This is a genomic window from Saccharopolyspora gloriosae, assembly GCF_014203325.1.
Lineage (GTDB): Bacteria > Actinomycetota > Actinomycetes > Mycobacteriales > Pseudonocardiaceae > Saccharopolyspora_C > Saccharopolyspora_C gloriosae.
Genome location: NZ_JACHIV010000001.1, coordinates 498810 through 512736, shown reverse-complemented (window position 1 = coordinate 512736; position 13927 = coordinate 498810). Strand labels below are relative to the sequence as shown.

General features: G+C 68.8%; 15 protein-coding genes. 11 read left to right on the top strand and 4 right to left on the bottom strand.

Going from position 1 to position 13927, the window contains the following annotated elements:
• Positions 1 to 90: 90 nt before the first annotated feature.
• The 10 genes from BJ969_RS02425 (at position 91) to BJ969_RS02380 (ending at position 7020) form a co-directional block, all read left to right on the top strand.
• Entirely contained in the window at positions 91 to 405 is a 315-nt protein-coding gene (locus tag BJ969_RS02425) for a hypothetical protein (protein WP_184476892.1), read from the top strand.
• Between the two features lie 35 nt (positions 406 to 440).
• Positions 441 to 701, top strand: coding sequence for a hypothetical protein (locus BJ969_RS02420; RefSeq protein WP_184476890.1), 261 nt, complete (start codon positions 441 to 443; stop codon positions 699 to 701).
• Between the two features lie 5 nt (positions 702 to 706).
• Positions 707 to 895 carry a hypothetical protein gene (locus BJ969_RS02415; protein WP_184476888.1) on the top strand — a complete coding sequence of 63 codons (189 nt, stop codon included), beginning with the start codon at positions 707 to 709 and terminating at the stop codon, positions 893 to 895.
• Between the two features lie 190 nt (positions 896 to 1085).
• Entirely contained in the window at positions 1086 to 2390 is a 1305-nt protein-coding gene (locus BJ969_RS02410) for a cell division protein FtsK (protein ID WP_184476886.1), read from the top strand.
• Positions 2391 to 2475: 85 nt separating this feature from the next.
• Positions 2476 to 3027 carry a GGDEF domain-containing protein gene (locus tag BJ969_RS02405; RefSeq protein ID WP_184476884.1) on the top strand — a complete coding sequence of 184 codons (552 nt, stop codon included), beginning with the start codon at positions 2476 to 2478 and terminating at the stop codon, positions 3025 to 3027.
• Between the two features lie 19 nt (positions 3028 to 3046).
• Positions 3047 to 3244 (top strand): hypothetical protein, encoded by a 198-nt coding sequence (locus BJ969_RS02400; protein WP_184476882.1) that lies wholly within the window; start codon positions 3047 to 3049, stop codon positions 3242 to 3244.
• Between the two features lie 17 nt (positions 3245 to 3261).
• A complete protein-coding gene (locus BJ969_RS02395) occupies positions 3262 to 4164 on the top strand; it encodes a hypothetical protein (RefSeq protein WP_184484672.1) in 903 nt (300 codons plus the stop codon).
• 123 nt (positions 4165 to 4287) lie between these two features.
• Positions 4288 to 5688, top strand: a complete 1401-nt coding sequence (locus BJ969_RS02390; RefSeq protein ID WP_184476881.1) for a replication initiator — start codon at positions 4288 to 4290, stop codon at positions 5686 to 5688.
• Between the two features lie 2 nt (positions 5689 to 5690).
• Positions 5691 to 5864, top strand: a complete 174-nt coding sequence (locus BJ969_RS02385; protein WP_184476879.1) for a helix-turn-helix domain-containing protein — start codon at positions 5691 to 5693, stop codon at positions 5862 to 5864.
• 1 nt (position 5865) lies between these two features.
• Positions 5866 to 7020, top strand: a complete 1155-nt coding sequence (locus BJ969_RS02380; RefSeq protein ID WP_184476877.1) for a tyrosine-type recombinase/integrase — start codon at positions 5866 to 5868, stop codon at positions 7018 to 7020.
• Between the two features lie 9 nt (positions 7021 to 7029).
• Here the strand turns inward: BJ969_RS02380 and ychF are convergent, their stop codons facing one another.
• From ychF to BJ969_RS02360, 4 genes are all read right to left on the bottom strand, one after another.
• Positions 7030 to 8106 carry a redox-regulated ATPase YchF gene (gene ychF / locus BJ969_RS02375; protein WP_184476875.1) on the bottom strand — a complete coding sequence of 359 codons (1077 nt, stop codon included), beginning with the start codon at positions 8104 to 8106 and terminating at the stop codon, positions 7030 to 7032.
• Positions 8107 to 8202: 96 nt separating this feature from the next.
• Positions 8203 to 8427, bottom strand: a complete 225-nt coding sequence (locus BJ969_RS02370) for a hypothetical protein (protein WP_184476873.1) — start codon at positions 8425 to 8427, stop codon at positions 8203 to 8205.
• Between the two features lie 56 nt (positions 8428 to 8483).
• The gene (locus BJ969_RS02365; protein WP_184476871.1) at positions 8484 to 11441 is read right to left on the bottom strand and encodes an AAA family ATPase; all 2958 of its coding nucleotides are present in this window, start codon (positions 11439 to 11441) and stop codon (positions 8484 to 8486) included.
• Entirely contained in the window at positions 11438 to 12616 is a 1179-nt protein-coding gene (locus tag BJ969_RS02360) for an exonuclease SbcCD subunit D (protein WP_184476868.1), read from the bottom strand. The genes BJ969_RS02365 and BJ969_RS02360 overlap by 4 nt, the downstream gene beginning before the upstream one ends.
• A 360-nt stretch (positions 12617 to 12976) precedes the next feature.
• Here BJ969_RS02360 and BJ969_RS02355 point away from each other — a divergent pair, with 360 nt between their 5' ends.
• On the top strand, positions 12977 to 13912 hold the full coding sequence (locus tag BJ969_RS02355; protein ID WP_184476866.1) for a DNA recombination protein RmuC: 936 nt from the start codon (positions 12977 to 12979) through the stop codon (positions 13910 to 13912).
• The last annotated feature ends 15 nt before the right edge of the window (positions 13913 to 13927 follow it).

Here is a 13927-nt window from a genome sequence, read left to right as displayed (position 1 = left end):
TGTCGGGTGGCGGGCGGTGAGACGGACCTTTTTGGAAATCCGGTGGTGCCGCTTCCGCCACGGAAGGCGCCTCGCCGGTCGGTGAATGACATGGAGGTGATCGAGCGGGTTTTGAAGCAGGCAAACACGGACCGGTTCATGTTGATCGGCGAGTTCCGCCAGCAGGTGTATCGGTGCACGACCGGGGATGAGGTCGAGGAGGTTCCGGCGGAGACCGAAGCGGTGGTGCATCAGCTTCTCGATGCCGGGTGGCTGGAGGTCGGCGGCACTCACCAGGTCCGCTACGGGCGTTTGATGGGTCCAGCACGGTCGGTGCTGGTGCCGACGAGGTCCCGGCGGAAGTCGGAACGCTGGTCGGTGCTGTCCAAGCCCAGCCAATGGGGGCAGCGTCGAAAGACGGCGTGATTCCCCTTTTCATCAAATAGAAGGAGTGATGCGTAATGCAGGTGCAGGCGTGGAATCGTCAGGCCAACAAGAAATACGAGGGCCTACGGAAGGCGATCGAGGATGTGCGGATCGCCCTCGAAGAGGCCGCGAAGATGCACTCCAAGATCGGTGCCGCCAAGTCGTCCGAGTGGCGGATGCCGACGAAGGATCAGATCGTCGGCGCGCACAAGAAGGCGGAGCAGCAGTTGCACGTGTTGAGGGAGTCCACGAAGAAGTGGGAGAAGGAACTGACGTCGCGCGGCTGGAGGGTGTGAACAGTATGTCCCAGTTTCAGGTGGACGCCGTGGTGCGTGATTTGGATAAGGCGATGAAGAACCTGCGTGAGTCGATGGCGGGCCTTCAGGTTCGCTCCGCCGGGTTCAAGAAGGAACACGACGAGTTGGCGCGGGAGGTGGCGAACTACTCGGTGGACTTGCTCGACGTGTCCCCACACATGAAGACCACCTAATTCAATCCTATTTCCCGTTTCGGGGGTCGGCCACCGCACCCATGGCGGCCGACCCCCTTTTTTTCGAGCAGTGGAGGAGTGAGTAGTGATGGCAAAGGTATCCCGCCCCAAGGGAATCGAGTGGCGCGCGGCCGGATGGATGGCCCGGCACCCTGGCATGACGTCGGCTCCCCCGCTGCTGACCGCGAGCATGGCCGAATTCGGGACGATGCCGACAGCGGCGACGCTGGCCTGTCTCGGTGCCGCCGGATTGTCCTGGTATCGGGGGCATCCGGACTCGTTCGATCAGCACGCCGCCCCGGCGCTGCGGTCGTTCCGGAGACGGTGGCTGCGGTATGTGGCTGGGCGGTGGCGGAACTTGATGATCGATTGCGAGTTCAGCCGGGAGAACCGCCGCACCGGTCATGTTGAGGTGCCCCGCCTGGTGCGGGTCCGGTCGGCGTCACCGTCGATCGACACCCTGTACGTGAAGCCGCTGCGGGGGCAGTCGTTGAAGAAGTTCACCGACGCCACCGAGGAACTCGCGATGGCGCTCAAGGCTGACGGTTTGGGCATCGTCAAGGTCAAGCCGCAGTTGATTGCGATCACGGTGGTGCGGGGGAACCCGTTCTCCGAGCTGATCGCCCCTGCCTCGATTCCGGAGGATTCCGCCGACGTGGATCTGTCGGCGATCTTCATGGGTGAGGACGAGTACGGAAACGACTGGTTCGAGCCGCTGAAGGGCGGTCACCTGCTCGGTGTCGGCGCCACCGGTTCCGGGAAGCGATCGCTGCTGTGGAACCCACTGTTGGCGATGGGTCCGGCGATCCGTGACGGGCTTGTGCTTCCGGAAATGTGTGATCTCAAGGGCGGCATGGAGGCCGGAGACGCCCAGCCCTTGTTCCACCGCTACGCCGCCGAACCCGCCGACGCGTTGGAGCTCATCGAGGGCTACCGGGACGACATGAAGGCCACCCAAGCCCACCTGTCGGCCGCTGGGATGCGGGAGATCACCGTTTCGCGGGAGACGCCGTTCCGGCCGCTGTTCATCGACGAACTGGCGATGATGACCGCACTGGCCGATTCGAGCACCACGCGCCAGGCAGTACGGCTGCTGGCGGAGGTCATGACCCAAGGCCGCGCGGCTGGATTCGCGGTCTGCGCCTACTTGCAGGAGCCGACCAAGGACGTGCTGCCGATTCGGGATCTGTTTACGGGCCGGATCTGCCTACGAACCACCGCCGCCAACCACCCGGACATGGTTCTCGGGGAGGACATGCGGCTACGTGGGGCCTTGGCCGATGAGATCCCCGCCGACGCCGAACACGCCGGGATCGGCTTCCGGGTCGATCAACGTTCCCGGCGTCCGATCCGGGTCCGTGCGGGCTGCGTCTCCGATGGCGACATTGCCGAACTGGTCCGCTCCTGCACGCCGACCGCCGTGGACGACTCGAACGTCGTCCGGTTCCGTCCCGATGACGACGCGGACGACTCGGAGGAGTTCGACGCTGCCTGACCGCCTGATTTCAGTAGACGGCCCCACCTGGGTACCGATCGAAACATCTCGGGTGGGGCCTACCCCTACGCGAGAGGTAACGCTCATGTTGGCAGAACTCGCCTTAGCCGTCACCGCGTCCGGCACCGCCGGGATGTCCCTCTACGCCCGGTACCTGTTCACCTGCCTGAACACCGATCCGCTGACCGGGCTGGCAAACCGTGCCGCCCTGGAGCGCCGATTCGCCCGCGCCCGCCGACGCAGGCAACGCGTCGCCGTCCTGCTCGCCGACGCCAACCGGTTCAAGTCGATCAACGACACCTACGGGCACCGCGTCGGTGACCTCGTGCTTTGCGAGATCGCCACCGTCCTCGCCCTCCATGCCCGACCGGGCCTGCTGCCCGTGCGGCTGCACGGTGACGAGTTTGCCGTTCTGCTCACCGGCTTGGACGCCTTCACCGACCCGGCTGCGGTCGCGGACCAGCTCGCCGACGCAGTCGGAGACGTCTCCGTGGTCAACGGTCACCCCGTTGAGGTGTCGCTGTCGATCGGCACCGCCACCGGTCCCGCCACCGGCGGGCTTCCCGACCTGCTCACCCGCGCCGATGCCGCGATGTACCGGCGCAAGAACAGCAATCGCACACCCGTTTCCCGTTGACACAGAAAGGAAAACACTCATGTTTCCCACCGTCCACTTCGCCCTGACCGGCCGCTCTTTACTCGTCCTGCTGGGCCTGGTCGTCGGCGCGCTGCTCGTACTGGCCGGGGTGTGGGTCTTCATCAGTCCCGGCTACGCCATCGGCGGCGGGCTCGCCCTGATCCTGCTAGTCCGGGGTGCCATCGCCCTGATCACCCCGTCGAACCCGCAGCAATAGGAAGGAGGTAATCGGTGATGTGGCCGTTCCGCGCATCCCGTGATCGGGGGCAGGGGCAGACCCGGCGGGTGGACAAGCTCGGGGCGAAGATCGCCGAGTCCAAACGGCTGCGTCCCCTGTCCCTCGATCCCGACTTGATCGCCGTCGCTATGGAGCGCACCCGCCGCCGCACCGTGGCCGGGCTGTGGTTCTTCCTCGCCCTGGGGCTCTCGTTCACCACTACCGGGGTTCAGGCGTTCCTCGCCGGGGACGCCGAAACCAATGACCCGGTGTGGTGGGCGGCCTGGACGGTGGAGCCGATGTTCGCCGGGCTGTTGATCCTGCTCCTGAACTTCGAGGCTGTGATCCTCGCCCACGGAGTCGAGCCGGATCACCACTGGTGGACCCGCATCAAACGGGTCTTGCTAGGGACGACGCTGTTCATGAACGTCGTCCCCCAGCTCGATCCGGACCGGTTCCAGCTCGGCTCCCTCGCCGTCCACCTGATCATCCCGATCATCGTCTACGGGCTCGCCGAAGTGATCCCGGTGATCCAGGCACGCTCCCGACAGGTCGTCATGCAGGGCTACGCCGACGCCGCCCACCAAGACAACACCGGTGACCACGGGAAACCCACCGCTCAAGCGGCTCCGGCCTCAATGCCGGCCGAATCGGCTCAGCCCGAATCCGCCTCGTCGGAACCGCGGGAACCGGCACCACCGCAACCTGCCACACCGACACCGGTGCAGGCGGTTCGCAGGGGGCCGAAGCTGCCCCCGCCGATGGCAAAAGCTGTCGCCGACGCCTACGCCGACGCCAGCGCGGCCGGACGTGCGTTCACCGCTGCCGACGTGCAACGAGTCGCCAGCGTCCCGGACGGCATGGCCGAACAGATCGCCACCAGCTACACCCCCGCCAACGGGCACACCGTCAAGGTCTGAACCCCGTTGCGGCACAACTAAAAACGCGCTCTCGCTCAACCAGAAAAGGGGCGGGGCACTCCACACCGGACACACCGGCGCGAGTGCCCCGCCCCTTTTTCTCATGCTCGGAGGTCACTACTCATGTCCTCGCCCGCCGCCCTGTCTCGCCCCAACTACCGCGCCACCGACCGCTTTACCGACCACCTCACCGGCCCTGGCTATCCCCGGTGGCGCGAACAGATGATCTCCACCGGCGGATGCACTCACCCGATCCGCCTGTCCGGCACCTGGGCCGTCCACGACGCGACCGGGACCGAAGTCACCTCCAACACCGGGCACGTCCTCGTCCCCTGCGGCAACCGCCGCGAGAGCGTCTGTGTGGCCTGCTCCGACCGCTACGCCGCCGACGCCTTCCACCTCCTACGTGCGGGCCTCTCCGGCGGCACCAAAGGCGTCCCCGACCACGTCACCGAACGCCCGAGGGTGTTCCTCACCCTCACTGCACCCTCATTCGGCCCGGTACGCCCGGACGGCCAGGCGCGCCAACCCGGCACCTACGACTACGCCGGGCACGTCCTGTTCAACGCCTCCGCCGGGGAACTCTGGCGACGCTTCACTATCGCCGTCGCCCGCCACCTCGCCAAAGCCGCCGGAATCCGAGTGCGGGACTTCGCCGACCAAGCCCGGCTCTCCTTCGCCAAAGTCGCCGAATACCAGCGACGCGGCGCGATCCACCTGCACGCCGTGCTTCGCCTCGACGGCCCCGGCGGCGCCCACTCCCCCGCGCCAGCCTGGGGGTCCACCGACGTGCTCACTGATGCCATCCACGCCGCGCACGCCCAAGTCCGCTACACCACCCCCGAATTCGCCGGGCAGGTGCGGGAATTCGCCTGGGGCCAGCAGATCGACGTCCGCCCCATCAGCGCGGCGAACGCCTCCCGATTCGAGGACGACGGCGGGCAGATCAACGAAGACCAGATCTCCTCCTACGTGGCCAAATACGCCACCAAAGGCACCGGCAAGTCCGAAACCCCCGACCGCCCGATCCGCTCCGCCGCCCAGATCGAGCACATTGCCGTCAACGAGCACTACAAGCGGCTCATGCGCACCGCCTGGAACCTCGGCGGCCCCGTGCCCTGTCCCGACTGCCACCCCCACGGCGCACACAAAGCCGAGGGCTGCGGCTGCGAAAACGGCCCCTACTGCGACACCTGCCGCAACGGCGGACAAATCCCCGGCCCGCTGGCCGAACTCAAACTCCGCCGCTGGACACACATGCTCGGCTTCCGAGGCCACTTCCTCACCAAATCCAAGATCTACTCCACCACCTTCGGGCAAATCCGCGACGACCGCCGCCAATACCGGCTTGACGAAACCCTCACCAAGTACGGCATTGCAGGCGAACCGGTGACCGTCGTCAACCACTGGGACCTCGCCAACGTCGGCTACCGCACCGCCGAAGAACGCGAACTCGCCAACGCACACGCGGAAAGCAGGCGAGCCGAACGACAGCGCAACCACGCCACCGAACGAAAGGACTAACCATGTTGCGCAATTTGTGGGGGCCCGGGGACGTGGCCTCATACTTCGGAATCCCGGTTCAGACGGTCTATCAATGGCGCCACAAGAAGTACGGCCCGCCGTGCCGAAAGATTGGCCGCCATCTTCGGTACAAGCCCGAAGAGGTCGAGTCCTGGTTCAATTCACTGGAGGCATGAAATGGCAAGCATCCGCAAGCTAGCAAATGGAAAATGGCAAGCTCAATTCCGCCCGATCCCTGGCGGAAAGCAGATCACCCGGACCACTCGCCGAAAGATTGACGCCCAGCAGTGGCTGGATGAGCAGACGGCAGCCATGAAGATGGGCCAGTTTGTGGACCCCACCTCGGGGCGCGTGACATTCTCGGAATTCTTTGAGGATTGGGCCAAGCGTCAACTCTGGGCATCTGGCACCGAACGCGCAATGCGCCTCGCTACAAAGTCCGTCCCGTTTGCCGATGTCCCTATGTCCCGCATTTTGCGCTCGCATATTGAGCTGTGGGTCAAGAACATGCAGACCGAGCAGACGGGATACGGGCGCAAAGAAGGGCTAGCTCCGGGCACGATCAAAACGCGTTTCAACAACGTCCGATCGGTTTTCCGCGCCGCTGCCCGCGATCGAGTGATTGCGTCAGACCCATCGGAGGGGGTTCGCCTGCCACGTGTCCGGCGCGGCGAAATGGCCCTGAACATCCCTACGCCGAAAATGGTCAAATCAATCATCCAGGAGGCCGATCCGGGGTTTGGCAAGTTCGTAAAGCTGTGCGCGTTCGCAGGACTTCGACTTGGGGAGGCCGCCGCACTCCGCGTCATCGATTTCGACTTCGAGGCGCGCACGGTCTCGATCACCCGCCAAGTGCAACGTCAAAACGGGCGGACGGTAGAGATCCTCCCGCCGAAGCACGGCTCTGAGCGGATCGTGTTCCTCGCGGACTCGCTCAACGCTGAGCTGCGCGAGTACGTCGACGCGCTTCCGGGCGTCGGTGGTGATCGATGGCTGTTCAAGGGCGAAGCGGCGTACCCGCTTCATCAGAACAGCATTGGCTACCTGTGGCGCAAGGCCCGTTCAGCCGCCGGGTGCGAACAGGTCCGCCTGCATGACCTCCGGCACTTCTACGCATCGGGACTGATCGCGTCAGGCTGCGACGTGGTGACGGTTCAGCGGGCGCTCGGGCACTCCAGTGCCAACATCACGTTGAGCACGTACGCCCACCTGTGGCCGACCGCAGAAGACCGAACCCGAAGCGCCGCCGCCGGACTGCTGCGCGACGCTCTGGGATCGGCTGACGAACCACTGACGAACAAAGAAGGCGAAGACGGCTCTGAACAGCAATAACGTCGTCTTCTACACGTTGAAGCGGAACTCCACGACGTCGCCGTCGGTCATGACGTAGTCCTTGCCTTCCATGCGGACCTTGCCCGCGGAGCGGGCGGCGCTCATCGAACCCGCGTCGACGAGGTCCGGGAAGGACACGATCTCGGCCTTGATGAAGCCGCGCTCGAAGTCGGTGTGGATCACGCCTGCGGCCTGCGGGGCGGTGGCGCCCTGCGGGATGGTCCAGGCGCGGGCCTCCTTGGGCCCGGCGGTGAGGTAGCTCTGCAGGCCGAGGGTGTGGAATCCGGCGCGAGCCAGGGCGTGCAGGCCCGGCTCCGGCTGACCGACGGATTCCAGCAGTTCCCGGGCCGATTCCTCGTCGAGCTCGATGAGCTCGGATTCGACCTTGGCGTCGAGGAAGACGGCGTCGCCGGGGGCGACGAGGTCCCGCAGTTCCTGCTTGCGGGCGTCGTCGGAGAGCACGCCTTCGTCGGCGTTGAACACGTACAGGAACGGCTTGGTGGTGAGCAGGTTCAGCTCGCGCAGTTCCGGCACGTCGGCCTTCTTCGCGGTGAACAGCGTGGTGCCGCCGTCGAGGATGGCCTTCGCCTCGTTGGCCGCTTCCAGCGCCGGGCGCTTGTCCTTGTTCGTCCGGGCTTCCTTCTCCAGCCGCGGCAGCGCCTTGTCCAAGGTCTGCAGGTCGGCGAGGATCAGCTCGGTGTTGATCGTCTCGATGTCGCTGGACGGGTCGACGTTGCCGTCGACGTGCACCACGTCCGGGTCGTCGAACACGCGGATGACCTGGCAGATCGCGTCCGCTTCGCGGATGTTCGCGAGGAACTTGTTGCCGAGGCCCTGGCCTTCGGAAGCGCCCTTGACGATGCCCGCGATGTCGACGAACGACACGGTGGCGGGCACGAGCTTCTCGGAGCCGTACAGCTCGGCGAGGGTGGCCAGCCGGGAATCGGGCAACGGCACGACACCCACGTTCGGCTCGATGGTGGCGAACGGGTAGTTCGCCGCGAGCGCGTCGTTGCTGGTCAGTGCGTTGAACAAGGTGGACTTGCCGACGTTGGGCAGCCCGACGATTCCGAGGGTGAGGCTCACGGCCGGTGATTCTAGGTGGTCCGGGGGTCGATCGACTCAGGTGGCCCGGGGACGGGCCGGTACGACCGGCCCGCGCCCGTCGCCGATCGTCACGGCTCAGTCGTCGTCCTGGTCGTCCCCGCCGTCCTGGTCGTCGCCGTCCTGCTGGTCGTCCTGCTGGTCGCCGTCCTGCTGGTTGCCGCCGTCCTCTTGCTCCTGCTGTTGTTGCGGCGGTGCGGCGGGGTCGTTGCAGCCTGCGGTGACGGTGAGCGCCAGCAGCGCGCCCGCCACGCCGCCGACGGCCTTGAGCCCGCGGGAACGCCGAATCATGGATTGAGCCATGAGCCCGACATTAGGGATGAACCACGCCACTGTCATCAGCCGGGCGCGGAGCTTTCTCAGGTATCGAGCTCGATCGTGGAGCCGTGCTCGCGGGACTTGCGGATGCGCAGGCGGATTCCGATGCGCTGGCGCATCTCGTCCACGTGCGAGACCAGGCCGATGACCCGCCCGCCCGCGCGGAGTTCGTCGAGGGTGTCCATCACCAGGTCCAGGGTGTTCGCGTCGAGCGTGCCGAAGCCTTCGTCGATGAACAGCGTGTCCAGCAGCGCGCCACCGGTCTCCCCGGCGACGACGTCGGCGAGTCCCAGCGCCAGCGACAGCGAGGCCATGAACGATTCGCCGCCGGAGAGCGTCTTCGCCGAGCGGGTGTGGCCGGAGTAGTCGTCGAGCACGTCGAGCCCGAGCCCGCCGCGGGTGCCGCGTGCGCCCGCCGCGTCGGAGTGCACGAACGAGTAGCGCCCGTCGCTCATCCGCTGCAACCGGCGGGTCGCGGTGACCGCCACCTCCTCCAGCCGGGCGGCCAGCACGTAGGAGCGCAGCGACATCTTGCGCGCGTTCTGGCCGCGCCCGTTGACGACGTCGGCGAGCGCCTCCAGTTCGGCGTGGTCGGCCAGCGCCGGGCCCAGTTCGTCCCAGGCCGCGCGCAACCGGGTCGCGAGCGACCGCACGTCCTGTTCGCGCTGTTCGGCGCGTTGCGCGGTGGCGGTGGCCCGCTCGGCGGCTTCGCGGGCGGTGGTGGCGGCTTCTGCGGCGGCTTCCAGGCCGATCTCGGTGTCGGCGTCGACGCCGAAGAGTTCTTCGCTGCCGAGTGCGGAGTGCGCGGTGGCCCGGCGCTGTTCGGCTCGGGTGAGGTCGTCGGTGAGTTCGGCGCGGCGGGTTTCGCCGCGTTCGGCGGCCAGCGCCGCGTCGATGTCGTCGAAGCCCGCTTCGACGGCCGCCTCGTGCAGCGCCGCGCGCTGCTTCGCGAGGCGCTTCTCCGCCTCGTCCCGGGCACCGCGGGCGGTGATCAGGCGGTCGAGGCGCGCGACCCGGTCGAGCAGGTGCGCGCGGTGTTCGGCGATGCCGGGGTGCTCGCCGCGCGCCGCGTCCAGCCGTTCCGCGCGAGCGTCCGCAGTGGACTGGAGCCCGGTGCGTTCGGTGCGGGCCGCGGCGATCCGCCGATCCAGTTCCCCGCGCCGCTCGGTGAGCCGCTGCGCGGAGGACTCCAGGTCGGCGAGCTCATCGGCGCGGGCGCGGGCTTGATCGGCCAGGGCGCGGACGGTGTCGCGCTGCTCGGTGGCGGCGGCGGTGGCGGCCACGAGGTCGTCGGTGGTCCGCTCGCCGACCCGCTCCAGCAGCAGGTCGAGGTGCCTGCGCGCGTCGGTCTCCCCCGTCGCCGCGGCCTCGCGCCGGGACTGCGCCTGCTGCTCGGCCTGCTGGGCGCGTTCCTCGTCGTCGGCGGAGACCGAGTCGTCCACGGCCGCGCGCGGCTCCGGGTGCTCCGCCGAACCGCACACGGGACAGGCGGCACCGGCGGCGAGACCGGCGGCGAGTTCGGCGGCCATGCCCGCGAGCCGGCGATCCCGCAGGTCCAGCAGGGTTTCGCGGGCCTGCTGGTGGGCGTCCACCGCGCGTTTCGCGGCCTCGGCGGCCTGCTCGTAGTCCTGCCGCGCCGCGGGCACGGCGCGGGCGGTGCGCAGCAGTTCGGTGAGCTCCGCGACCTTCGCGTCGGCCTGCTCGCGGCGGGTTTCGGCTTGCTTCGACTCGTCGAGCCGCGCCCGAGCGGTGCTGATGCGCTCGGGCAGCGCGGTCTGCTGCTCCGCCAGCTCGGCGCCCGCCCGCTCGTCGGTTTCGATGCCGCGGGTGAGTTCGGCGAGCCGGGCGTGGTCGGTTTCCTGTTGCCGCGCTTCGGGAAGCAGTTCGGTGAGCGCCCCCGCGCGCTCCCGGTGGGTGCCCGCCTGCGAGCGCAGCTCGTCGAGCGAGGCGTCGAGGTCCGCACCGGGGCAGTCCGCCTCCGCACGTCCGGCTTCGCGGGCCGCGCGATCCAGTTCGGTCTCGGCTTCGGTCGTCGCGCGGCGGACGGTGAGCACCGGCAGCACCCGCTGCGCGGCGTCCAGTTCGGCGCGCCACTGCTCGTGGGTGCGGCGCTGCGCATCGAGTTCGGCCAGTTCCGCGTGGGCGCCCCGCACTCGGCGGACCTTGTCGGCGAGCGCGCGGCGCGCGGTCAGCTCCGCGTCCGCGGCTTCGCGCCGGTCGGCCAGTTCGGCGCGGGCGCGCCGGGTCTCGTCGAGCTCCGCGGTGAGGTGCTTCTCCCAGCCTTCCAGCCAGAACCGCTCGTCGGCCCCGTCCTCCGGGTCCTGCCCGACGACCTGGGCGACGCGCGCGACGAGCTCGCGGACCTGCTGGGTGTGGGCCTCCACCGCCCGGCCGCGTTCCCGGCGGTGCTCGACGAACCACTGCTCGACGTCGGCGAACCGCTGGGTGCCGAACAGCTTCTCCAGCAGCTTCTCGCGTTCGGTGGTCTCCGCCCGCAGGAAGTTCGCGAACTCGCCCTGCGGCAGCAGCACGACCTTCGTGAACTGGTCGACGCTCATCCCGAGCAGCCGCTGCACGGTGCGATTGACCTCGTCGATGCGGGCGGAACCTTCGGACGGGGCGCCGTCGGGGGCGTCGCTGATCCAGGTCAGCGAGGCCCTCGCGTTGCGGGTGGTGGTGCCTTCGCCGCGCTTCTTGCGGTGGTCGTACTTGGGGCTGCGGACGATGCGCAGCCGGTGGCCCTGCACGGTGAGCTCCAGCTCGACCGAGGTGGCCACGTCGTCGGCGGCGGTGTCGCAGCGCAACTGCTTGACCTGTTCCCGAGCTCCGGGCACGGCGCCGTAGAGCGCGAAGCAGATCGCGTCGAGCAGGCTGGTCTTGCCCGCGCCGGTGTCGCCGTGCAGCAGGAACAGGCCGTCGGTGCCGAGCGCGTCGAAGTCCACTTCGGCGCGGTCCCGGTACGGGCCGAACGCGGTGATCGTCAGCTGGTGCAGCCTCATTCGCGCACCTCGGCGAGCTGCACGGCGTGCAGGGCTTCGGCCAGCAGCGCGCGTTCGCCCTCGGTGGGTTCGGAGCCCCGGCAGTCGGCTACGAAGCCGTCGGCCACCGCCGTGTCGTCCCGGCCGCGCACGGCCTCCGAGTAGCGCAGCTCCGCGGTGGCCCTGCCGCCCGCGGGCTGCCATTCCAGGTGCACCGCGTGCGGGAAGCGCTCTTGCAGGGCGCGCATCCCGTCCAGCGGCCGGACCTCGTCGGTGAGCGTCGCGGACAGGAAGCAGTCCTCGTAGGCCGCGTACTCCGGTTCGGTGAGCAGCGCTTCGAGTTCGCCGCGCACCGTCGCGAGTTCGCGCGGCACGGGCAGTTCGTGGCGGCGCACGTCGTGCAGCCCGGTCGCGTCGAGGTCCACCAGCCAGACGGATTTGCGCTGCGCAGCCTCGGAGAACGAGTACGCCACCGGACTGCCCGAGTAGCGCAGGTGCTCGGCCAGCCGCTGCGGCCCGTGCAAGTGTCCGAGCGCGACGTAGTCCACGCCGTCGAACACCGCGCCCGGGACGTCGTCCACGCCGCCGACGGCGATCGTGCGTTCGGAGTCGCTGGCGTCGCCACCGGTGACGAAGGCGTGCGCGAGCACCACGGATCGCGGTTCGCCGCGGGCTTCGAGGTCGGCGCGGATGCGGTTCATCGCCTCGGTGAGCACCGCTTGGTGACCGCGTTCCTCGATCGGGCTCGCACCCGGCACGTCGGCGTGCGAGTCGAGCACCTGGCGCGCCGGATCCGGCTCCAGGTAGGGGATTCCGTAGAAGGCGACCGGCCCGTGCTCGTCGTCGAGCAGCACCGGTTCGTGCAGCTCAGAGATGCGGGTGCGCAGGTGCAAACCGCCGGCGGCGGCGAACTCGCCGAACGCCCCGACCCGCGCCGCGGAGTCGTGGTTGCCCGGTGTCACCACGAGTTGCGCGCCCGCCGCGCGCAACCGGCCGAGCACGCGCACGCAGGTCTCGACGGCCTCGCCCGACGGCACGGCGCGGTCGTAGAGGTCCCCGGACACGACGACGACGTCGACGTGCTCGTCGGCGATCAGGTCGGCCAGCCCGGAGAGCACCGATTCCTGCTCCGCGAGCAGATCGCGGCCGTGGAACGTGCGTCCCACGTGCCAGTCGGAGGTGTGCAGCACCCGCATGGCGGTCAAGTTACCGAACCGCTCCCGCCCTGATCGCGCTGCGTCGGCGGGGGTCGCCCGAAAGATCGGATGTCGCCACGCACCGCGTCCGCTCCGTCGCGGACCGATCTCCGAACCGAGCCGCGGGCCGCGTCGAAACCGCAGATCAAGCACGGTGAACGCGCTGCCCACCGCGCTTGCCGGCCACCCGCTGCGGCGGCGTTCGCGCCGCTCGCACGACATGCCCCGGCGTGTCGGATCACCCTTGTCCAGCAGGCGAAACACCGCGCGTTCGGCCGATCACGGGGAGCTCGCGGCGATGGCGGCCGGATCGTCGGACCGATGCGGGATGATCGGGTTCCCCGCCGAGAGGAGATCGTCATGGGTACCGGCGTGCTGACCGCCGTCGTGATCGTGCTGATGCTGCTGTTCGCGGGGGCGCTGCTGCTGATCTGGCGGCTCTACACCGACTCCGCGCGGCGTGCCGACGACGCGCTGCGCATGGTCGAGACCGAACGCGCCCGCACCGTCGAGCAGCAGGCCGCGCTGCGCCGGTACGAGGTGGCGTTCGCGTCGATCACCGGCCGCGGCGAGCTCGGCGAGCAGGTGCTCGTCGAGACGGCGAAGTCGCTGGGACTGCGGGAAGGCGTGCACTTCAGCGTGCAGACCGACTTGGCGGGTGGCGGTGCCGCCCGGCCGGACCTCGTGCTCACCGTCGGCGGCGGCAGGCAGGTCCCGGTGGACGCGAAGGCGAGCCTCGCGGTGTGGGCCGAGGCGATGGAGACCAACGACCCGCAGGAGCGCGGCGAGGCGCTGCGGGTGCACGTGCGCAACATCCGCTCCCGCGCGACGGAACTCGCGGGCAAGGGGTACCAGCGCTGGGCGGACGCGATCTACGGCACGATCATGTTCGTGCCGTCCGACGCGGCCGTGGTGACCGCGCTGGACACCGACCCGAGCCTGCTGTCCTGGCTGCTGGACAAGCGCGTTTTCCTGTGCGGGCCCACGAGTTTCGCGGTGCTCGCCTCCGCCGCCCTGTTCGCGGCGACCGAGCGCACCATCGCCGAGGACATCGAGCAGGTGCGGTCGCAGGCGGTGCGCGCGCAGCGGGCGGCCTCGGGCGCGGTGGAGGCGGTGAACCTCTCCAGCACGCACCTGCAGCGGTTCGTCTCGGCCCGCCGCCGGGAGCTCGACGCGCTGGAGTCGTTCCGCGGCGCCGTGCAGCCGCTGGCCGAGAGCGCGGGCGGCTCGGCCTCCATCGGAACGGTCCGCCGCGAGGAGGAGGGACTCGTCGGCACCGAAGCCTCCGAGAACTGAGGCCCTGTCGTTGTG

What these genes read in the sequence shown, in the direction of transcription:
- BJ969_RS02360 (WP_184476868.1), bottom strand. Translation starts at nt 12,616, where the DNA reads ATGCGGGTGCTGCACACCTCCGACTGGCACGTGGGACGCACGTTCCAC.
- BJ969_RS02390 (WP_184476881.1), top strand. Translation starts at nt 4,288, where the DNA reads ATGTCCTCGCCCGCCGCCCTGTCTCGCCCCAACTACCGCGCCACCGAC.
- BJ969_RS02370 (WP_184476873.1), bottom strand. Translation starts at nt 8,427, where the DNA reads ATGGCTCAATCCATGATTCGGCGTTCCCGCGGGCTCAAGGCCGTCGGC.
- BJ969_RS02415 (WP_184476888.1), top strand. Translation starts at nt 707, where the DNA reads ATGTCCCAGTTTCAGGTGGACGCCGTGGTGCGTGATTTGGATAAGGCG.
- BJ969_RS02380 (WP_184476877.1), top strand. Translation starts at nt 5,866, where the DNA reads ATGGCAAGCATCCGCAAGCTAGCAAATGGAAAATGGCAAGCTCAATTC.
- BJ969_RS02355 (WP_184476866.1), top strand. Translation starts at nt 12,977, where the DNA reads ATGGGTACCGGCGTGCTGACCGCCGTCGTGATCGTGCTGATGCTGCTG.
- BJ969_RS02385 (WP_184476879.1), top strand. Translation starts at nt 5,691, where the DNA reads ATGTTGCGCAATTTGTGGGGGCCCGGGGACGTGGCCTCATACTTCGGA.
- BJ969_RS02395 (WP_184484672.1), top strand. Translation starts at nt 3,262, where the DNA reads ATGTGGCCGTTCCGCGCATCCCGTGATCGGGGGCAGGGGCAGACCCGG.
- BJ969_RS02425 (WP_184476892.1), top strand. Translation starts at nt 91, where the DNA reads ATGGAGGTGATCGAGCGGGTTTTGAAGCAGGCAAACACGGACCGGTTC.
- BJ969_RS02365 (WP_184476871.1), bottom strand. Translation starts at nt 11,441, where the DNA reads ATGAGGCTGCACCAGCTGACGATCACCGCGTTCGGCCCGTACCGGGAC.
- BJ969_RS02405 (WP_184476884.1), top strand. Translation starts at nt 2,476, where the DNA reads ATGTTGGCAGAACTCGCCTTAGCCGTCACCGCGTCCGGCACCGCCGGG.
- BJ969_RS02420 (WP_184476890.1), top strand. Translation starts at nt 441, where the DNA reads ATGCAGGTGCAGGCGTGGAATCGTCAGGCCAACAAGAAATACGAGGGC.
- BJ969_RS02400 (WP_184476882.1), top strand. Translation starts at nt 3,047, where the DNA reads ATGTTTCCCACCGTCCACTTCGCCCTGACCGGCCGCTCTTTACTCGTC.
- BJ969_RS02410 (WP_184476886.1), top strand. Translation starts at nt 1,086, where the DNA reads ATGGCCGAATTCGGGACGATGCCGACAGCGGCGACGCTGGCCTGTCTC.